Annotated in this window: 19 protein-coding genes; 18 read left to right on the top strand and 1 reads right to left on the bottom strand. The window is 57.9% G+C overall.

Features of this window, described 5'->3' with window-relative positions:
- Positions 1-71 precede the first annotated feature (71 nt).
- From topA to ACR0JA_RS07195, 3 genes are all read left to right on the top strand, one after another.
- Positions 72-2687, top strand: coding sequence for a type I DNA topoisomerase (gene topA / locus ACR0JA_RS07205; RefSeq protein WP_480572080.1), 2616 nt, complete (start codon positions 72-74; stop codon positions 2685-2687).
- Positions 2688-2777: 90 nt separating this feature from the next.
- Complete coding sequence (locus tag ACR0JA_RS07200) at positions 2778-3482, top strand: CoA transferase subunit A (protein WP_480572077.1); 705 nt, start codon at positions 2778-2780, stop codon at positions 3480-3482.
- Positions 3482-4108, top strand: coding sequence for a CoA transferase subunit B (locus ACR0JA_RS07195; RefSeq protein ID WP_480572074.1), 627 nt, complete (start codon positions 3482-3484; stop codon positions 4106-4108). Before ACR0JA_RS07200 ends, ACR0JA_RS07195 begins: the two co-directional genes overlap by 1 nt.
- A 33-nt stretch (positions 4109-4141) precedes the next feature.
- Here the strand turns inward: ACR0JA_RS07195 and ACR0JA_RS07190 are convergent, their stop codons facing one another.
- On the bottom strand, positions 4142-5008 hold the full coding sequence (locus tag ACR0JA_RS07190; protein ID WP_480572071.1) for a lytic transglycosylase domain-containing protein: 867 nt from the start codon (positions 5006-5008) through the stop codon (positions 4142-4144).
- 351 nt (positions 5009-5359) lie between these two features.
- Between ACR0JA_RS07190 and ACR0JA_RS07185 the strand changes: the two genes are divergently transcribed.
- The 15 genes from ACR0JA_RS07185 to pdeM all read left to right on the top strand — a co-directional run bounded on the left by ACR0JA_RS07185 (position 5360) and on the right by pdeM (position 20629).
- Complete coding sequence (locus tag ACR0JA_RS07185) at positions 5360-5563, top strand: hypothetical protein (RefSeq protein ID WP_480572068.1); 204 nt, start codon at positions 5360-5362, stop codon at positions 5561-5563.
- Between the two features lie 93 nt (positions 5564-5656).
- Entirely contained in the window at positions 5657-5851 is a 195-nt protein-coding gene (locus ACR0JA_RS07180; RefSeq protein WP_480572065.1) for a Flp family type IVb pilin, read from the top strand.
- Positions 5852-6033: 182 nt separating this feature from the next.
- Positions 6034-6915, top strand: coding sequence for a Flp pilus assembly protein CpaB (gene cpaB / locus ACR0JA_RS07175; protein WP_480572062.1), 882 nt, complete (start codon positions 6034-6036; stop codon positions 6913-6915).
- Positions 6916-7110: 195 nt separating this feature from the next.
- Positions 7111-8517: a type II and III secretion system protein family protein gene (locus tag ACR0JA_RS07170; RefSeq protein WP_480572059.1), complete on the top strand. Its 1407-nt coding sequence runs from the start codon at positions 7111-7113 to the stop codon at positions 8515-8517.
- A 17-nt stretch (positions 8518-8534) separates the two neighbouring features.
- Positions 8535-9158 carry an OmpA family protein gene (locus ACR0JA_RS07165; protein ID WP_480572056.1) on the top strand — a complete coding sequence of 208 codons (624 nt, stop codon included), beginning with the start codon at positions 8535-8537 and terminating at the stop codon, positions 9156-9158.
- A gap of 210 nt (positions 9159-9368) precedes the next feature.
- Entirely contained in the window at positions 9369-10601 is a 1233-nt protein-coding gene (locus ACR0JA_RS07160) for a CpaE/TadZ family protein (RefSeq protein ID WP_480572053.1), read from the top strand.
- A 17-nt stretch (positions 10602-10618) separates the two neighbouring features.
- Positions 10619-12055, top strand: coding sequence for a TadA family conjugal transfer-associated ATPase (locus ACR0JA_RS07155; RefSeq protein ID WP_480572050.1), 1437 nt, complete (start codon positions 10619-10621; stop codon positions 12053-12055).
- A 12-nt stretch (positions 12056-12067) separates the two neighbouring features.
- Positions 12068-13036, top strand: a complete 969-nt coding sequence (locus tag ACR0JA_RS07150) for a type II secretion system F family protein (protein ID WP_480572047.1) — start codon at positions 12068-12070, stop codon at positions 13034-13036.
- Between the two features lie 10 nt (positions 13037-13046).
- The gene (locus tag ACR0JA_RS07145; RefSeq protein WP_480572044.1) at positions 13047-14045 is read left to right on the top strand and encodes a type II secretion system F family protein; all 999 of its coding nucleotides are present in this window, start codon (positions 13047-13049) and stop codon (positions 14043-14045) included.
- Between the two features lie 4 nt (positions 14046-14049).
- Positions 14050-14619 (top strand): tetratricopeptide repeat protein, encoded by a 570-nt coding sequence (locus ACR0JA_RS07140; protein WP_480572041.1) that lies wholly within the window; start codon positions 14050-14052, stop codon positions 14617-14619.
- A gap of 30 nt (positions 14620-14649) precedes the next feature.
- Positions 14650-15501 (top strand): tetratricopeptide repeat protein, encoded by an 852-nt coding sequence (locus tag ACR0JA_RS07135; protein WP_480572038.1) that lies wholly within the window; start codon positions 14650-14652, stop codon positions 15499-15501.
- Between the two features lie 3 nt (positions 15502-15504).
- Entirely contained in the window at positions 15505-16050 is a 546-nt protein-coding gene (locus ACR0JA_RS07130; RefSeq protein WP_480572035.1) for a prepilin peptidase, read from the top strand.
- Positions 16051-16167: 117 nt separating this feature from the next.
- Positions 16168-17475, top strand: a complete 1308-nt coding sequence (locus tag ACR0JA_RS07125; protein WP_480572032.1) for an ATPase — start codon at positions 16168-16170, stop codon at positions 17473-17475.
- Positions 17476-17513: 38 nt separating this feature from the next.
- The gene (locus ACR0JA_RS07120) at positions 17514-19925 is read left to right on the top strand and encodes a ligase-associated DNA damage response DEXH box helicase (RefSeq protein ID WP_480572029.1); all 2412 of its coding nucleotides are present in this window, start codon (positions 17514-17516) and stop codon (positions 19923-19925) included.
- 41 nt (positions 19926-19966) lie between these two features.
- The gene (gene pdeM, locus ACR0JA_RS07115) at positions 19967-20629 is read left to right on the top strand and encodes a ligase-associated DNA damage response endonuclease PdeM (RefSeq protein WP_480572026.1); all 663 of its coding nucleotides are present in this window, start codon (positions 19967-19969) and stop codon (positions 20627-20629) included.
- Positions 20630-20635: the final 6 nt, after the last annotated feature.

Below are 20635 nucleotides of genomic sequence, written 5' to 3'. Positions count from 1 at the left end.
TTCCACCTTGCCCCACACATTTTGCAACACCATAAGAGGCGCCAAATCCGTCGAGCGAGGTTTCCCCCTAAATGCCTGTAGTTGTTGTAGAATCTCCGGCCAAAGCAAAAACAATCAACAAATATCTCGGCCCCGACTACACGGTTTTGGCCTCGTATGGGCATGTTCGCGACTTGCCCCCCAAGGACGGATCGGTCGATCCCGACCATGAATTCGCAATGACATGGGAGGTTGGAAACGACAGCCGAAAGCATGTCAAAGCCATCGCCGACGCGCTGAAAGATGACAACGCGCTGATCCTGGCCACCGACCCCGATCGCGAGGGCGAGGCGATCAGTTGGCACCTTCAAGAGGCGCTGACCAAGCGCCGCTCGATCAAAAAGGACACACCGGTCAGCCGCGTGACCTTCAACGCGATCACCAAAGATGCCGTGACCGAGGCAATGCAGAACCCGCGTGAAGTCGATATGCCCTTGGTTGAGGCCTATCTGGCCCGCCGCGCGCTTGACTATCTGGTGGGCTTCAACCTGTCTCCTGTATTGTGGCGCAAGCTGCCGGGCGCAAAGTCCGCAGGCCGCGTGCAATCCGTCTGCCTGCGTCTGATCGTCGAACGCGAGATGGAGATCGAGGCATTCAAGCCGGTCGAATACTGGTCGGTCCGCGCCCTGTTTGAAACGCCACGTGGACAAACGTACGAGGCACGACTGGTCACTCTGGCCGGCAAGAAGCTGGACAAGCACGATCTTGCAAACGCCACGCAGGCAGAACTGGCGGTTCAGGCGATCACCAGCCGCGCCCTAAGCGTGACCTCAGTTGAGGCCAAGCCTGCTGCGCGCAACCCCTCTGCCCCATTCATGACCTCGACCCTGCAACAGGAAGCCAGCCGCAAGTTCGGAATGGGCGCACGGCACGCGATGCAAGTGGCGCAGCGTCTCTATGAGGCCGGATACATTACCTATATGCGAACCGATGGCATTGACATGGCACCCGAGGCCGTGGCCGCCGCGCGCGACGCGATCACGGATCGCTATGGCGCGGAATACGTGCCGGACAGCCCGCGCATGTATAAGAACAAGGCCAAGAACGCGCAGGAAGCCCACGAGTGCATTCGCCCGACGGATATGGCGCGCGATGCCAAGGCGCTGAAGGTTACCGACGAGGATCAGCGCAAACTCTATGATCTGATCTGGAAACGTACGATCGCCTGCCAGATGGCCGCCGCTCGGCTGGAACGCACCACGGTTGAGATCGGCAGCGATGACGGTCAGGTCGGACTTCGCGCCACCGGCCAGGTGGTACTGTTCGACGGGTTCATGCGCGTCTATGAAGAGGGTCGCGACGATGTTGTCGATGACGATGACAAACGTTTGCCGCAGATCATGCAGGGCGATCCAGCGCGTTTCGCAAAGACCTCATTGCGCGACCAGTTCGCCAAAGCGACCAGCGAGTCGGACAAGGCGGCGATTCTATCCGAGAACGAGGCCGTTCTGGCCCTGCAACACCACACGCAACCGCCGCCGCGCTATACCGAGGCGACTCTGGTCAAACGAATGGAAGAGCTGGGGATTGGGCGCCCATCGACCTATGCGTCGATCGTGACCACGATCCAGGACCGCGAATATGTGCGCAAGGACAAGAATCGACTGATCCCCGAGGAAAAGGGCCGGATCGTCACGATCTTCCTTTTGAATTTCTTCCGGCAATATGTGGGCTACGAGTTCACCGCCAATCTGGAAGAAGAACTGGATGACGTCAGCGCCGGTGACCGCGACTACAAAGATTTGCTGAGCAAATTCTGGCGCGATTTCTCGGCTGCGATTGGTGAGACGTCGGAACTGCGCATTTCGGAAGTGCTGGACAGGCTGGACGAGGCGCTGGCCCCGCAGCTGTACCCGCCCCGTGAGGATGGGTCTGACCCGCGCATCTGTCCGAAATGCGGTGTCGGTCAGCTGCACCTGAAAACCTCACGCACAGGCGGCTTTGTAGGTTGCGGCAACTATCCCGAATGCACCTATACGCGGCCCATCGCAGGTGAAGGGGCCGAGGGCGAGGAACGTCTGCTGGGCGAAGATGCTGGTGACGAGATCTGGCTGAAATCGGGACGGTTCGGCCCATATGTTCAGCGCGGCGAACCGACGCCCGATAACAAGAAACCCCCGCGCGCTTCGCTGCCACGCGGCTGGAGCAAGGATGACATGGACCTGGACAAGGCGCTAACGCTTCTGTCCCTGCCCCGCCAGATTGGTGAACACCCCGAAGGCGGTTCGATCAGTTCGAATTTCGGGCGGTTTGGCCCATATATCATGCATCAACTGCCGGATGAGGCAAAACCGGTTTATGCCAATCTCAAGGACCCGAACGACGTGTTCGAGATCGGCATGAACCGCGCGGTCGAACTGCTGGCTGAAAAGCGGGCCAACCCGGGACGCGGGCGACGGGCCGCCGCCAAGCCGTTGAAAGAACTGGGCGAACACCCCGATGGCGGCGTGATGCAGGTTCTGGACGGGCGCTATGGGCCATATGTGAAATGGGAAAAGGTCAACGCCACCATTCCCAAGGATATCAAGCCCGAGGACGTGACGCAGGAAATGGCTATTGAACTGGTCAACGAACGCGCGGCCAAGAAAGGGACCAAAAAGAAAGCTGCCCCCAAGAAAAAGGCGACAACCAAGAAGGCGGCGGGATAGGTAGAAATACCACCACCCCCTCGGTTTTGTTGACTTCACAACGACATGGCGGCACAACCTGCACATCACCATGTCATTGGGGGAGTTTCCATGAAGAAAATCTATGCCAATGCCACCGAAGCACTGGACGGAGTGCTGAAGGATGGCATGATGATCGCGGCGGGCGGGTTTGGCCTGTGCGGTATACCGGAATTGCTGCTTGAGGCTATCAAGAACGCCGGCACAAAGGACCTGACCTTCGCGTCGAACAATGCGGGCGTCGACGATTTCGGTATCGGCATCCTGTTGCAGACCAAGCAGGTCAAAAAGATGATCAGCTCCTATGTCGGCGAGAACGCGGAATTCATGCGTCAATACCTCTCGGGTGAGCTTGAACTGGAATTCAATCCGCAAGGTACGCTGGCCGAGCGCATGCGCGCCGGTGGTGCGGGCATTCCCGGTTTCTATACCAAAACCGGTGTCGGTACCGTGATCGCCGAAGACAAGGAGCACAAGGACTTCAACGGCGAAACCTACATCATGGAAGAAGGCATCTTTGCAGATCTTGCCATCGTCAAGGCCTGGAAGGCCGATGACACCGGCAACCTGATCTTCCGCAAGACTGCTCGCAATTTCAACGTGCCCGCAGCGACCTGCGGCAAGATCTGCATCGCCGAGGTCGAGGAAATCGTCCCACGCGGCTCGCTGGATCCGGACGCCATTCACCTGCCAGGCATCTATGTCCACCGCATCATTCAGGGCACCCACGAAAAGCGCATTGAACAGCGCACCACCCGTAAGAAGGAGGAAGCATAATGCCCTGGGACCGCAATCAAATGGCCGCGCGCGCGGCACAGGAACTGGAAGACGGCATGTATGTGAACCTCGGCATCGGTATTCCGACGCTGGTGGCGAACTATGTGGGCGACAAGGACATCACCCTGCAATCGGAAAACGGCATGCTGGGCATGGGCCCTTTCCCTTTTGAAGGCGAAGAAGACCCGGACCTGATCAACGCGGGCAAGCAGACGATCACCGAACTGTCCCGCACGTCGTATTTCGACAGTGCAACATCGTTCGCGATGATCCGCGGCGGCAAGATTACCGCAGCTGTTCTTGGTGCGATGGAAGTCGATGAAGAAGGCGATCTGGCCAACTGGATGATCCCCGGGGTGCTGGTCAAAGGCATGGGCGGTGCGATGGACCTTGTGGCTGGTGTCGGTCGGGTGATCGTAGTGATGGATCATACCAACAAGCATGGCAAATCCAAGCTGTTGAAAAAATGCACCCTGCCTCTGACCGGGAAAAAGGTGGTGAATCGTATCATCACCAACCTTGGCGTTTTGGATGTTGTCGAAGGCGGCCTTAAGATCGTTGAGCTCGCCGAAGGTGTCACTGAAGACGAGATTCGCGCCGCCACCGAGGCGCAACTCGTCAACTGATGGTAAACGGGCTCGCCTCTGGGTGGGCCCGTCTTAGTTCAGACCCTGAAAGACACAGCCATCCGATAGGAACACGGGTGGCGAGGTGCACAATGCGCTGGCGACTTGAAACGCAGCCAGCACCTTTGGGACATAATCGCGCGTTTCCGCATAGGGCGGTACGCCACTGTGTTTGCGGACGGCCCCTTCCCCGGCATTATATCCGGCAAGAACCAGAATCGGGTCGTTCCCAAACTCTTCCATCAGCCAGTCCAGATATTTCACGCCGCCGCGGATGTTCTGATCGGGCTTCAGGCTATCCTGAACGCCGAACCGCGCCGCTGTTGCAGGCATCAATTGCATCAGACCCTGCGCGCCCGCCGAACTGACCGCGTCCTCACGTCCTGCCGATTCAACCGAAATAACCGCCAAAACGAGGGCGGGCGAGACATCCGTCCCCACGGTCGAGCGCAATATGTCCACGCCGCGTTGCCGTGCGATGTTCTGTAGCGTCTGCAACCGCGGTGCTGAAACGCCGACTTGCGATGCCGCCTGAACGGCCTGCCGCAGACGACCCGAGCTTGCCTGCGACATCTCTGGCGAGACGCGGTTCCAGAACGCCTTGTAGGATCCGACAGGCTTGGTCGCGCCTTCTATGCGCAATGGTACCGACTCGGGTGGCGTCGCGCGCGCTATGACCTCGGGCACGTCGATTGTCGAACCTGTGCTGGGAGCCGAAGGCGCGTTCGCGTGCTCTTCGGGGGTAATTTGGATGGTGACGCGTGGGCGTGTCCCCGGTGCCGGGGCCTTGATACGCTTAAATGCACCTTCCGGGACCTGCTCGGTCGCGGATACGGGTGCCACACAAGTTAACAGAAACGCCGCAACACCGGCGCATGACACTGCATTCCGGAAATTCATTTTGCCTGCCTCAGTTCTTCTTTTGGTTTATTCTGAACACCGAATTCCCCTGCAACACCAGAAAAACAAAGCGAAATGGGGCAATTTCGCCTCATTTGCCGTAAATTTGCATCGCTCCTGCTCGGGCGACAAAAAAAGATGAGATGATTTTCTCTTTAAATACAGTTGGTTGCGAAATATCTGGAAAAAAAGTTAAGCTTTGAGCAAAAAAAACTGCGTTTGGCCCAATTCCTGCCACGCACCACAGGCAAACATATTCCCATGCCGAGACGATCGGGAGCGGACTGAGAGAGAAAGCTCTGAAAGACGCCGAGGTTAGATTACTTTTGGATCCTTTAGGAGGGACGTAACATGATCAAGTTCTTCAAGAACTTCCGCAAAGACGAAGACGGCGCCGTAACTGTAGACTGGGTCGTTCTGACCGCAGCCGTTGTTGCACTGGCCGCAATTGCTTACAACCAGGTTCGTCAGGGTGCCAGCGATCTGGCCGGTGACGTGAACACCGCGCTGCAGGGTGCAACGGTTGGTTCGATCAACCTGGGCAACGGCAGCTAAGCTTTAGCTTAAGTTAGATTTGATGGGGGCCATGTCTTTTGTAGGAAGGCATGGCCCTCGTTTTATCCAGGAATTGGAATCTGGTGGCGTACCATGTTGAACAGGTTACATGATTATTGGCGCGACGAAGATGGTGCGGTCACGGTTGACTGGGTCGTTTTGACAGCAGGCGTGGTTGGGCTGGGTGCCCTTATGTACTTCTATCTTCAAGAGCCGATTCAGAATATCGACGAATCCACCGGCCAGGCCCTGGCAGGCGTCGAAGTGCAAGAAATCACCTTCGACTGACCGACAAACACGCGCCTCGGTAGCGCTGTTTGCCCGAGTAGAGTTGAGAGTTTGATTTCCGACCAACGCACCAGAATAAGTTCCGACATTGTCCCCTTTTTCGACACAATTCGAATTTAATCTGGATACTGAACCGGCGCTATGTGCCGTCTTGAATCTGAATAAAGCCGAATGAGGGAAGAATGCGAGCTGTTTTTGGACTTGTGCTGATCATCGGGGTCGCTCTGGCCGGTGGAGCGGTCTACCTGGCGCGCGAATACATCACGGAAAACCGGGCCAAGCTGGATCAGGAGCGCCAGTTGCGCGAAGAGGCATTGGCCAAGGCCAGGGCGGAGTTCGTACCAACCGTCAGTGTTTTGGTCTCGAACCGCGCCCTGAGATACGGCGAAGAACTGACGGCCGAGGACGTTCAGGTCGTCCAGTGGCCGGAAAATGCGATCCCCGAAGGAACTTTCCTGGCGATGGAAGAACTTTTCCCCGACATCCGTGACAACGAACGTTACGTGTTGCGCGCGATGGAAAAGGACGAGGCTTTGATGGCCGTCAAGCTTACCAAACCCGGTGAGCCGGCGGGACTGACATCGCAGCTTGGGCAGGGAATGCGCGCTTTTGCCATCAGCGTTGACGTTGCGTCCGGTGTTTCCGGTTTTCTGCGGCCCGGAGACGTCATTGACGTGTATTGGACCGGCTCGTTGCGCGGAACTGGTAGCGGTCAGGGCGAGATCACACGTCTGATCGAGACAAATATCGAACTTATCGCTGTTGACCAGACCTCGGGCTCGGATGTCACGGGAACGACCATCGCGCGCACTGTCACCGTCAAGGCAACCCGTGAACAGGTCGCCATTCTTGCGCAGGGTCAGAATACTGGTCGGTTGTCGCTGGCTCTGGTTGGTGCACAAGACGAGACAACAGTGGCCAGTGTTGTCGAGGTGGACCAGCGCAAACTGTTGAATATTCAGGAAACGGCACCCGCTCCGGAAGTCCAAGCAGAAGAAGTCTGCACGATTCGGACCCGCCGAGGCGGCGAAGAGGTTGAAACAAGAATACCCTGTACAAACTGACGAAAATTCAGACTGTTACCAGCTATGGGTCGCGCTATATGCGCGACCTTTTTGATTCTGATGTTGCGCATTGTCCACATAAGGAAAATTCCGGAAACCATTGATTATTGCAATAAATCCGGAATTGGCGCAGGGTTCTGAACCATAGGGCATAAGACCCAAAAAAATCGAGTGGTGATCGGAGAGGCAGGTCACATGACAATACGTTCCTGGATCAGCGCAACCCTGCTGGGTTTGACGCTTGTTGTAGGTCCAATCGGCGATGCCGCTTGGGCTGAAAATTTACGCGTGGTTAAGAAGGGCACGGCGGAAACGCTGGATGTGCCTATAAACCGCGCGATTGTGGTGGAAAGCGAACAACCGTTCGCAGATATCAGTATCGCCAACGCGGGTATCGCGGACATCTCAACGCTTTCGGACAGGACGATCTATATCCTGGGTCGCGCGCCGGGTTTGACGACCCTGACGATGTTCGACGGTGCCGGCAATCTGATCACAAACGTCCGGGTGCGGGTTGCACCGGATGTTTCAGAATTCAAAGAGAGGCTGCGCCAGATCCTGCCAAACGAGCAGATCGAGGTGCGCACCGCAAATGACGGCATTGTCCTGTCCGGCACCGTATCCAGCAGCGCTCGTCTTGCACGCGCTCTGGAACTGGCCGAACGCTATGCGCCCGAGCGGGTTTCCAATCTGATGAGTGTTGGTGGCGTCCAACAGGTCATGCTGAAAGTCCGGTTCGCCGAGATGAACCGGACGGTTGCCAAGAACCTGTCGGCGTCATTGGGCTTTGGCGGCGGTGACGTCACTGCCGGTTTCGGCTCTCTGAACAACCAGGGCGCGCTGAACAACGCAATCGCAAACAACATCCCGCTGGCACAAACCAATACCGGCGCGATTTTGTTTGGCTTTGGCGCGGGCTCAACCCAGGTTCGACTGCTGATTGAAGCCTTGGAATCCAAAGGCTTAGCACGTAGTCTGGCCGAACCGAACCTGTCGGCCCTGTCCGGTCAGGAAGCTGAGTTTCTGGCCGGTGGTCAGGTACCGATCCCGGTTCCGCAGGACGAAGGTGTGATTGCCATTGAATACCGCAGCTTCGGCGTTCATCTCCTGTTTACACCGCGCGTTGTCGACGGCGACCTGATCAACCTTGAGATGGCCGCATCGGTTTCGAGCATCGACCAATCGCAGAGCTTTACAATTCAGGGCGACGCGGTTCCCAGCTTTATCGTTCGCGACACCAAGACGTCTGTCGAATTGCGCGACGGTGAGAGCTTTGCGATCGCCGGTCTGATTCAGGACGACTTTGCAGATCTCAACAACCAGGTGCCGTGGTTGGGCGACGTGCCGGTCCTTGGCGCTCTGTTCAGAAGCGCTCAGTATCAGCGCCAGCAAAGCGAGCTTGTCATCATCGTGACGGTGCATCTTGTGACGCCGACACGCGGCGAAGCCCTGGCTTTGCCGACGGACCGTGTCAAACCACCCAGCGAATTTGACCTGTTCGTCAACGGCAATGTGGCCCGTACTGAGCGGGCTGGCAGCGGCGCAGCCTCGGAAGTGGCCAAACAGGACTTTGGCGGTTCTTACGGCTATGTCCTGGATTGATGGAGAGGATGGAACCAATGTATAAGTTGTTTATAACACTGGGTCTTTCGGTCGCTGTCGTGGGATGTACACGCGAGGCCGGTTACGAAATCGACCAGGGCGCATTTGGCAACGCGACGCTGAACAACGTGCAGGTCATGAACGGTGAACTGAGCTACGGACAGATCCTGGCGCAACGATTCGCTGCCGAAGTACCGACTCAGATCAACTTTGCCTTTGACAGCTCGCAGCTGGATGCATCGGCACAGCGGATCCTGCTGCAGCAAGCCGCCTGGATCAAGCAGTTCCCCGAAGCGCGGTTCCGCGTCTTCGGGCACACAGATGCTGTCGGCTCGCAGGCCTACAACAACGCTCTGGGATTGCGCCGCGCCAACGCAGCCGTTGCATTCCTGACGCGGCAGGGCATCTCGCGCTCGCGGCTTGAAGCTGTTGTTTCCTTTGGCAAAACCAAGCCTCTGGTCGCGACACAGCAAAGGGATCGCCGCAATCGACGCACTGTGACTGAAGTATCCGGATTTGTGGACAACCACCGCAATATCCTGGACGGAAAGTACGCCGAGGTGATCTATCGCGAGTATGTCGAAAGCGCGACCCGCGAAAGCTATATCCAGCGCGAAGACGCCAGCAGCGGCGACGAATAAGTCGGAACAATAAACCGAAATCGGGCGGCATCGTCGCCCGTTTCCCTACAATTGGTTCTTTTGCGCCCAATTCTTGCCCAACTTCCAAGCGACGTTGCGAACAATTGGGTGACCTGCGGCCAGAATTGACCGCACAGGGCGACAGCAAATCAGAACAGCTCCTTTCACGTTCGTACGGTTTGTTCAGCCCTCTCGACGAGGATTGAGTTAATGACGAGCGCAACGCCGCAAGACGAAAACACCGCCATCCTGGCCTGCACCATCAGCCGGGATGTCCAGAATTTCGACCTTCTGATCGAAGACATGGAAACCGCTTTGGGTGAGCGTTGGGGGGATTTGGGATTTGCCGAAGCGCTTGCATTCTTCAGCCAACCCGAGGCGGAATCGCTGCAATTTGTTGCACTTGCGCTGGATGGCGAAGACGAAGACAACCTGACCCTGATGGGTGAGATCATCACCCAGGCCAAAGAAAAGGGCATCAAGGTCGTCCTGATTGCCGAAGATGTGACTCCGGCCTCTCTGCACCAGCTGTTGCGTAAAGGGGCTGACGAGTTTGTCCCCTACCCGCTTCCGGAAAACGAGTTGCAGGAAGCAATCGACCGCATGAACAAGCCCGACCCGGTGGCGGCTCCGCAGGCGAACGTTGCAATGACGCAGGGCGAATCAAAAGAAGGCGCCCTGTTTGTCGTTCACGGGCTTGCGGGCGGCGTGGGCTCGACAACCCTGGCCGTAAACCTTGCGTGGGAGCTGGCGACAGTGTCGGACAAGGACGCCCCGTCGGTTTGCCTGATTGATCTGGACATGCAGTACGGCACCGTATCGACCTATCTGGACTTGCCGCGGCACGAAGCGGTGTTCGAGATGTTGTCAGACACCGCCTCGATGGACGAAGAATCCTTTGGCCAGGCGCTGCAAACCTATGAAGAAAAATTGCAGGTTCTGACCGCCCCGTCAGATATGGTCCCACTGGACATCATCACGCCAGACGACATCCAAAAAGTCATCAATACAGCGCGCAACCATTTCGACTATGTGGTCGTCGACATGCCCAAAACTCTGGTGCATTGGTCTGAAACCGTCCTTCAGGCTGCCCACGTCTATTTTGCGCTGATCGAATTGGACATGCGCTCGGCTCAGAACGCGTTGCGCCTGAAGCGGGCATTGCAGGCCGAGGAACTGCCCTTCAACAAGCTCCGTTTCGCCATGAACCGCGCCCCGAAATTCACCGATCTGAATGGTAAAAGCCGCGTCAAGCGCATGGGCGAGAGCCTTGGCATTTCGATCGATCTGCATCTGCCCGATGGCGGCAAACAGGTCATGCAAAGCGGCGATCACGGTTTGCCTCTGGCAAATTCGGCGGCCAAGAACCCGCTGCGTCGGGAAATCGCAAAATTGGCACAGTCGCTGCACAGCCTTGGCAGCAGCAACGCTGAGGCCGCGTAAAACGAGGGAGAGCTGCCGTGTTTTCACGATACAAAAAAGAACCTGCTCAGCCGGTCAAGTCCGAAGCGCCTGCGGCAGCCCCGACCGCGACGCCAGAGCCGGCCGCCTCGACCACAGCTGTGGCGCGCAAACCGGTGCAGAAAAAGGCTGCCGAAGTTGTCGGTAACGACCGCGAACGCAAACGCAAAGAGCGTTTGGGCGAAATCAAGCAGGAACTCCACCGCGAATTGCTTGAAAACCTGAACCTCGCGGCCCTAGAAAATGCTGCTGAATCCGATTTGCGGACCGAAATCAGCGCCATTTCCAGCGAGATTCTGGAATCGCGCAGCATCGTCCTGAACCGGGAAGACCGCACCCAGCTCAACAAAGAGCTTTATGACGAAGTCACCGGCCTGGGTCCGCTTGAGACCCTGCTGCAGGACGACACCGTCAACGATATTCTGGTGAACGGTCCGCAACAGATTTTCGTGGAACGCGCCGGTAAGCTGGAACTCAGCGACATTACGTTCAAGGACGAAAAGCACCTGATGCGGATCATCGACAAGATCGTGTCCGCTGTGGGCCGTCGTGTCGACGAATCCAACCCTTATGTTGACGCCCGTCTGGCCGACGGGTCGCGTTTCAACGCGATGGTGCCGCCGATTGCGGTGGATGGTTCGCTGGTCTCGATTCGTAAGTTCAAGAAGGACAAGCTGGGCATTGACGATCTGGTCAATTTCGGTGCCTTCACCGAAGAAATGGCCGCCTATTTGCAAGCCGCTGTGTCGACCCGCCTGAATATCATCGTTTCAGGTGGTACGGGTTCCGGTAAGACGACCACGCTCAACGCTCTGTCCAGCTTTATTGACGATGCCGAGCGCATCCTGACGATCGAGGACACGGCGGAACTCCAGCTGCAACAGACCCATGTGGGCCGGATGGAAAGCCGCCCGCCCAACGTCGAAGGCAAGGGCGAGGTCAGCCCGCGTGACTGTCTGAAAAACGCTCTGCGTATGCGTCCCGACCGCATCATAGTCGGCGAAACGCGTGGCGCCGAGGTGATCGACATGCTCCAGGCCATGAACACCGGCCACGACGGATCGATGACCACAATCCACGCCAACTCGGCCCGGGATGGTATTTCCCGTCTGGAAAACATGATTGCGATGGCCGGGATCGAGATGCCGATCAAGGCGGTCCGCAGCCAGATTTCATCAGCTGTGAACCTGATCGTACAGGCCAGCCGTCTTCAGGACGGTTCGCGCCGCATGACCTCGATCACCGAGATCACGGGCATGGAAGGTGACGTCATCTCGATGCAGGAAATCTTTAAGTTCCAGCGCGTTGGCCTGACCCCCGACAACAAGATCATCGGTCACTTCACTGCCACCGGCGTCCGGAGCCACTTCTCCGAACGATTCCGTCTGTGGGGCTTTGATCTGCCCTCTTCGATCTACGACCCAACGGCGATGTAGGAGACTTTTGCTATGACACTGCCTGTCGAGGCGCTAATCTACGTCGTTATCTTCGTTGCGGTTCTGTTTCTGGTCGAAGGTATCTATCTGGTCGCTTTCGGAAAGTCGATCAGCCTGAACAGCCGCGTCAACCGCCGGTTGGACATGATCGACAAGGGCGTCGGTCGCGAGGAGGTTCTCGAACAGCTGCGCAAGGAAATGCAGCAGCACATGAAAACCCAGAGCATTCCGCTCTATTCACTGCTGGCCGACAAGGCGCAAAAGGCGGCGATCGCTTTCAGTCCGAAACAGCTGATCATGGTCATGGTTCTGGTTTCTGGCCTGGCGTTTATGGCGCTAAGCATGGCAACGGCGACCGATACCGTGCTGCGCGCGGCCCTGTCCGGTGCCATCGGCATCGGAGCCGTTTATGCCTGGGTCAACAACAAAGCCAAGAAACGCATGGGCCTGATCGAAGAACAACTGCCTGACGCGGTTGAGCTTATGGTCCGGTCGCTGCGGGTCGGTAACCCCTTTGTCTCGTCTGTTCAGATTGTCGCCTCCGAGGTCGAAGACCCGCTGGCGACGGAATTCGGCGTGATTTCGGACGAAGTTGCCTATGGCCGCGACGTGGGTGAGGCGCTCAAAGATCTGGCCGAGCGTCTGGACATGCAGGATTTGCGCTTTCTTGCCGTTGCCGTTTCGATCCAGCAACAATCAGGTGGTAACCTGGCCGAGATTTTGGCCGGTCTGGCCAAGGTGATCCGGGCCCGCTTCCGGTTGTTCCGCCGCGTCAAAGCCATCACCGCCGAGGCACAATGGTCCGGCAAGTTCCTGTCCGGCTTCCCCCTGGCCTGCCTAGTTTTCATTCTGGTCAAAGACCCGAATTATTATGACGAAGTCATGAATGAACCTTACTTCATTCCGGCCTGTTTCTTCGTGGGGATCATGCTGACATTGAACATCATCGTCATGAAAATCCTGACAAACATCAAGGTCTGAGGGCGCTGCCATGGAATTCCTCTCGTCTATCAACGCATTCTTGACCGAGCATCTCGGCGAATTCGGCCCCCTGATCGTCGTGGGTGTGTTGGGATTGTTCATGATCCTTGTCACCGTCCCGCTGATGCTGAACCAGCCGGAAGATCCGCTGAAAAAATTGCAGCGCTCGAACTCATCACCCAAGAAGGGCAAGAAAGAGAAAAAGGAACGCCTGCGGCAATCCGGCCAGAACGAGCAGCTTGAAAAATTTGCGACGTTCCTGGAACCCAAGGACAAAGAAGAATACACCGCCGTCCAGCTCAAACTGCGGCAGGCCGGGTACCAGTCCAAGGACGCGGTGCGGTTCTTTCATTTTTCCCAGTTCGCGCTTGGCATTATTGGTCTGCTGATCGGTGTCTTGCTTCTGACGGTATTTGCCGGTGATCAGGAATTTGACGCAACCCAGATTGGAATTCGTCTGCTGGTGCCCGGGTTCATCGGGTATTTCATTCCGAAATACTGGATCACCCGCCGCGTCGCGGAACGGCAGGAGGCGATTACCGCCGGTTTCCCCGACACGCTTGACCTGATGCTGGTTTGCGTCGAGGCCGGGCAATCTCTGGATCAGGCGATTGTGCGTGTGGCGTCAGAGATGAAAGCCTCTTACCCCGATATCGCCACCGAGTTCGAGGTCGTCGCCTACGAGATGAAGGCCGGTAAGGAAAAGGACTCGGTTCTGCGCGACTTTGCAACGCGCTGCGGTGTGCAGGATGTCAGCGCATTTGTAACCGTGATGATCCAGTCAGCGACTTTCGGCACATCCATTGCCGAGGCTCTGCGGGTTTACGCTGGCGAGATGCGTGACAAACGCGTTATGCGCGCCGAAGAGGCCGCAAACAAGTTGCCAACCAAAATGACACTTGCGACAATGATGCTGACGGTTCCCCCGCTTCTATTGATCCTGGTCGGCCCATCGGCCAAAGGTATCATGGATTTCGGCAACGGAGCCGGTCCGGGAGTTGGCGGATAAACGCATGAAATCAGCAGGTCGCGCCCTGCGCAAAATCCTCAAAGCCACCGCGGTTCTTGCCTTGGTGGCTTCTTGCTCGGAACCGACACTGCCGGAGGATCCGTTCGCGCCGGGCGTGGATCTGGACGGCCCCAACGTCGATCAAGTGACTGTCGGCAACCGGTTGATGAGCGCGGGTGAGTACGAACTGGCGCTCGAGGCGTTTACCCGTGCGGCGCTGGAACAGGGCATGACCCCGCAAATCCTGACATCGCTTGGAACAGCCAATCTTGGCCTGCAACGTATCGGACAGGCTGAGCCCTTGTTGCGCCGGGCGGTCGACGAAGACCCCGATTGGCCTGTGGCCTGGAACAATCTGGGCGTGTTTCTGGTCGAAACCCGCCAGTATTCCGAGGCTGCGCAGGTGTTTCAGCGTGCCTATGCGCTGGACAATGGCGAAAGTGACGCAATCCGGGACAATCTGCGGTTAGCTCTCGCAAAAATGGAAAATCCTGTTAATAATACCCCACAAGAACAAGAATTTGAGCTGGAACGGCGCGGCGACGGAGAATACGTACTGCGCAAAACCCAGTAACAGAGGTTAAGAGCAGTAAAGGACGCAAAAATGCGCCAACCCTTCTTGATTCCGACTGTCATCGCGTGCGGGGTAGTCCTGTCCGCTTGTGCGAAAGAAACCGAGGAAGAAAAGGTCGAGCGCACCTTTCAGGAAGTCAACGTCATCGACGAAACCAACCTGAACGAAGTGCTTTTGACCGCTGCCGATCCGAATGAGGCGGTGACCTATTTCCACGGTGCAGTCCAGAAACACCCTGATCGCATCGACCTTACCCGGGGGCTGGCCATCAGCCTGACCCGCGCCAACCGCAACACCGAGGCTTCGGCAGCGTGGAAACGCGTGACGGAAATGAGCGGCGCCAACAATGCAGATAAGGTCGAATACGCCGATGCGCTGGTGCGCGCGGGCGAATGGAGCAAAGCCAAGGCAACGCTGGACAAAATTCCACCTACCTATGAGACCTTCAAGCGCTACCGTCTTGAAGCTCTGGTTGCGGATTCCAGAAAAGACTGGAAACGCGCGGATCATTTCTATGAGACCGCCGTTGGCCTGACCACCCGACCCGCAGGCGTCATGAACAACTGGGGTTATTCAAAGATGGCTCGCGGTCAATATACCGAGGCCGAACGCCTGTTCACCGAGGCAATCCGTCAGGACAAGTCCCTGTTTACCGCCAAGAACAACCTGGTTCTGGCCCGCAGCGCGCAAGGCAATTATGGTATGCCGGTCATCCCGATGACCCAGATTGAACGCGCCCGTCTGCTCAATACGATGGGGATTTCTGCGGTCAAACAGGGTGACCTGAACACGGCCAAGAACCTGTTCCGCGAAGCCATCGCAACCCATCCGCAGCATTTTGACGAGGCGGTCCGATCCCTGCGAGCGCTTGAGGAAGCCTGACCCATGACCATCCCAGCGTCGGCGGCCGCGTGGTTTTTGCCATTCGTGCTGCCGATCTGTTTCTACGTCGCATTCACCGATATGCGTGAAATGCGGATCAAGAACTATGCGGTCAAAGCCCTTGTGTTCGTGTTTGTTCTGGTCGGCCTCATCGCCTTGCCGCCCTGGTCGGGACCATGGGTGCCCGGCAGCCTGGGGCCGCTGTCATTTTCCCTGCCGACCTATGCCTGGCAATTGCTGCATATTCCCGTGGTTTTGTTTGTCGGCATCGTCATGAACGCTGCAGGTGCCATGGGGGCAGGCGATGCCAAGTTCTGCGCCGCAGCCTCGGCCTTTATCTGGGCCGGGGACTTCATGGTTCTGATGATGATCTTGATGGCCTCGACGCTGGGCTCGGTTGCGGCGCATCGTCTGGCCAAACACACTGCGCTGCGTCAGATCGCGCCCCATTGGAAAAGCTGGGATCGCGGCAAAAAATTCCCGATGGGGCTTACACTTGCCGGGTGTCTTTGCATGTATTTGATCCTCGGTATTATTTACGGCTCGTAAACAATCATCGCTCCGCCACGCCCGTGCCTTGGTACTGCCACAAAGCCGGGCCAGATTTTCCGCAAGTGGCCCGGTTTCGGGCGTTTGGCGTGACAAGTGGATAGACGAGCAACGCTCATGAATATGCAAAACAGTTCCGTGATGGCCCCCCCTGCCCCCAAAGGCCTGGCTGAAATGAGGCTCCCGCTGGTGATGATGCGGGACATTCTGCTCAAGACGATCTTCCGCAAGAACGCGGATACCGTAAGCGAAGTCGCCGAAGCGGTATGTCTCCCGGGTTCGGTGACGCAGGAATTGATTGATATCGCGCGCGAGCAAAAGTTGCTTGAGGCGACGGGCACGCTGAACGCCAACTCGGGCAATGAAATGGGCTACCAGCTGACCGACGCCGGAAAGGCCCGCGCGCTGGATGCGCTCAGCCAGTCGGAATATTTCGGCGCGATGCCGGTGCCGCTTGATGTCTATCGCGAGCAGGTCAAACGCCAGTCGATCCGCAACATTCAGGTCACTCGCGAGCAGTTGACCGGCGCCATGGGCCATCTGGTCCTGCCTGACAGTTTGCTGGACCACCTTGGCCCTGCGGTCAGCGCAGGACGGTCGATCCTGATGTATGGACCGCCGGGCAACGGTAAATCCTCGATCTCGAACGGGATCCGGGACGCGCTTGGCGACAATGTCTATGTGCCCCGCGCCATCGAATATGCGGGACAGGTGATCACGGTCTATGACCCGATCGTCCACACCGCCATCGAGCAGGAAGCCGACGATCCCAACAGCCTGCGCCGCCGCAAACGGTTCGACACGCGCTATGTTCAATGCGAACGCCCGACCGTTGTCACGGGCGGTGAATTGTCACTGAGCATGCTCGATTTGGTCTACAACCCAACGGCCCGGACCTATCAGGCCCCGTTGCAGCTTAAGTCCACCGGCGGCATCTTCATCGTCGACGACCTTGGCCGTCAGGCCGAGCCTCCGCAGGCGCTGATCAACCGCTGGATTGTTCCGCTGGAAGAAAGCAAGGATATTCTCGGCTTGCAGTCGGGTGAGAAGTTCGAGGTCCCGTTCGACACGCTGGTCATCTTCTCGACCAACTTCCACCCGAATGAGATCTTCGACCAAGCGGCCCTGCGCCGGATTTTCTTCAAGATCAAGATCGACGGCCCGAACCAGGAAAACTTCCTGAAGATCTTTGCGATGGTGGCCCGCAAGCGCGGTATGCCACTGGATGAGGCCGCGCTGGTGCATTTGCTCAAGGTCAAGTATCCGACAATCAACAATATCTATGCGAACTATCAGCCAATCTTCTTGATCGACCAGATGATCTCGATCTGCGAATTCGAGGGCATTCCTTACCAGATGACCCCTGACCTGATCGACCGTGCCTGGGCGAACATGTTCGTTCGCGAAGAAAAGATCGTTCACTGATCGCTGTCATTCTGATCCCGGGCGGGTAATCTGCGACCATGACGCAGATTCCCGCCCGGATCACCAATTGGTTCACCGCCAAGGGCTGGTCCATCCACCCCCATCAGCAGGACATGTTCAAGCGGGCGCAGGACCCGGCGACGCTGCTGATTGCGCCGACCGGGGGCGGCAAGACAATGGCCGGGTTTCTGCCCTCGCTTGCCGAGCTGGCGGATGGCTCGCACTCTGGGCTTCACACAATTTATGTCTCGCCGCTCAAGGCGCTGGCCGCCGACATCCGTCGCAATCTGCGCATTCCGGTCGATGAAATCGGCCTGCCGATCCGAATCGAGGACCGAACCGGCGACACCACGGCCACGCAAAAGAAACGCCAACGCGTTGACCCTCCGCATATTCTGCTGACGACCCCTGAAAGCCTTGCCCTGTTGACCTCATACGAAGATGCACCGCGCATGTTTGATGGCGTGCAACGTGTGATCGTGGATGAGATACACGCGCTGGCGGAAAGCAAGCGCGGCGATCAATTGATGCTGGCGCTGGCCCGTTTGCAAAGCCTGTGCCCCACGCTGCGACGCGTCGGCCTGTCGGCCACTGTCGAAGACCCCGAGGGCATCGCCCGGCTGCTGGCGCGCCACCCCGATCCCTGCAAGATCATTCAGGCAGACCCCGGGCCCGATCCTGATATTAGAATGCTGGAGACCGACGACATGCCGCCCTGGTCCGGCGGCGGCGCAGCCTATGCGATCCCGGCCGTGCTCGAGCAGGTCAAACAACACAAAACCACACTGATTTTTCACAACACGCGGGCGCAGGCCGAGATTTTCTTTCACAACCTTTGGCTGGCGAATGATGACGCTCTGCCGATTGGCATCCATCACGGCAGTCTGGACCGACAACAGCGCGAACGCGTCGAGGCTGCAATGGTGCGTGGCGATCTGCGTGCCATTGTCTGCACGGGCAGTCTGGATCTGGGGATAGACTGGGGCGACGTAGACCTTGTCATCCAGATCGGCGCCCCGAAGAACGTTAAACGGCTGGTGCAGCGCATTGGGCGCGCGAACCACCGCTATAATGCCCCGTCAAAGGCCTTACTGGTGCCCGCGAACCGGTTCGAGGTGGTGGAATGCATCGCCGCGCTAGAGGCCGCCCGCGCGCATGACCTCGACGGTGACCCGCGCGGCGCAGGTCCACGCGACGTTCTGTGCCAGCATATTCTGATTGCCGCCGCTGCAGGTCCATTCGACGCCGATGCTCTGTTTGCTGAAATGACATCAGCCGGACCCTATGCCTGTCTGACCCGGGCCGCATTTGATGCCTGTCTGGATTTCTGCGCAACCGGGGGCTACGCTTTGCGCGCCTACGACCGCTGGCAACGGCTGCAACAACGCCCGGACGGGCGCTGGCAATTGCGCGACCCGCGCGCGGCACAACGCATCCGCATGAATCTGGGCACAATTCAAGACACCGACACGCTAAAGGTCCGCCTGAAACGCAATCGCGGCGGCAAACCCTTGGGCGAGGTCGAAGAAGGCTTTGCAGCATCCCTGACGCCCGGAGATACCTTTCTGATCGGAGGTCAGATTGTCCGCTACGAAGGCCTGCGCGAAATGGTGGTCGAGGTCAGTCGACGCGCTGACAGGAAACCCAAGATTGCCACGTTTTCGGGCACGAAATTTGCCACCTCGACCCAGCTCAGCGACCGCATTCTTCGTATGTTTGCGCAGCCCGACTGGCCTCAGCTTCCAACGCATACGTCCGAGTGGCTGGCGCTACAGCGCGACATTTCCCGCCTGCCGCGTCGCGACCGGTTGCTGGTCGAAAGCTTTCCCAGCGACGGACGCGAACATCTGTGCGTCTATGGCTTCGCCGGTCGCAACGCCCAGCAAACGCTGGGCCTGCTGCTGACCAAGCGCATGGAGGAAACCGGGCTGGCCCCATTGGGGTTCGTTGCGACCGACTATGCGACGCTGATCTGGGGGCTGGACGCGGTGATGGACCCACGACCGCTGTTTCAGCCCGAAGCTCTGCGGGACGGTCTGGAAACCTGGCTGGCTGGCAATGCAGTGATGAAACGGACCTTTCGTGCCTCGGCCACCATTGCCGGGCTGATCGAGCGAAACACTGGCGGACAACGCAAAAGCGGGCGGCAAGCGACGTTTTCTTCCGATATTCTCTACGACACGCTTCTGAAATACGACCCCGACCATTTGCTGATGCAAATCACCCGAGAGGAGGCGATGCGCGGGCTGGTCGATTTCGGTCGGATCGAAGAGATGCTAGCCCGGATTGACGGACGGATCGATTTGTTGCGGCTGGATCGGGTCTCTCCGCTCGCCGCACCGCTGTTTCTTGAGGTTGGAAAAGTGCCCGTCAAAGGCGAAGCCGAGGAACGCCTGCTGGCCGAAGAAAGCGCGCGACTGCTGCAAGAGGCCGGTCTTGCCGCAGGCTGATCCCACTTGCAAATTGGCTGGGAAACCATAATGAACAAATCATGAACGCAATTGACTTCACCTTTCGCGGACAGACGCTTTCGGCCCTCGGCTCGGGGGCGCTTTGGTGGCGGGATCAGAGCCTGCTCTGCGTGTCGGATCTGCATCTGGGAAAGTCCGAGAGGGTGGCGCGCCGAACCGGGCAGGTTCTGCCCCCCTATGACAGCCGCGAAACTTTGGCACGGCTTGCATCCGATCTTGAGCGTAGCGCTGCAACGGTTGTGGTTTGTTTGGGGGACAGTTTCGATGATCTGGACGCCTCGCAAGCGCTTGATGGGGACGACCGCTTGCGAATCTCGGTGTTGCAGGCCGGGCGCCGCTGGATCTGGATCGAGGGCAATCACGACCCCGGTCCGGTTGATCTTGGCGGAGCGCATCTGGCCGAATGGTCCTGCGGTCCGCTGACGTTTCGCCATATCGCGCAGCCCGACGGTTTCGGCGAGGTTTCGGGCCATTACCATCCCAAAGCCACGTTGCGACTACGAGGGCGTTCAGTTACGCGGCCCGCTTTTCTATTTGACTCAAAGCGCCTGATCCTGCCCGCATACGGCACGTATACCGGAGGATTGCGCAGCACCGAGTCAGTGCTTGGGGGTCTTATGGGCGCGGATGCACGTGCCATTCTGACCGGCAACCTGCCGCAGATTGTACCCATGCCACGGTAGCCGCGT

The organism is Ruegeria sp. AM4, assembly GCF_056540665.1.
The sequence above is the reverse complement of the archived record's forward strand: the minus strand, read 5'-3'. Positions and strand labels throughout refer to the sequence as shown.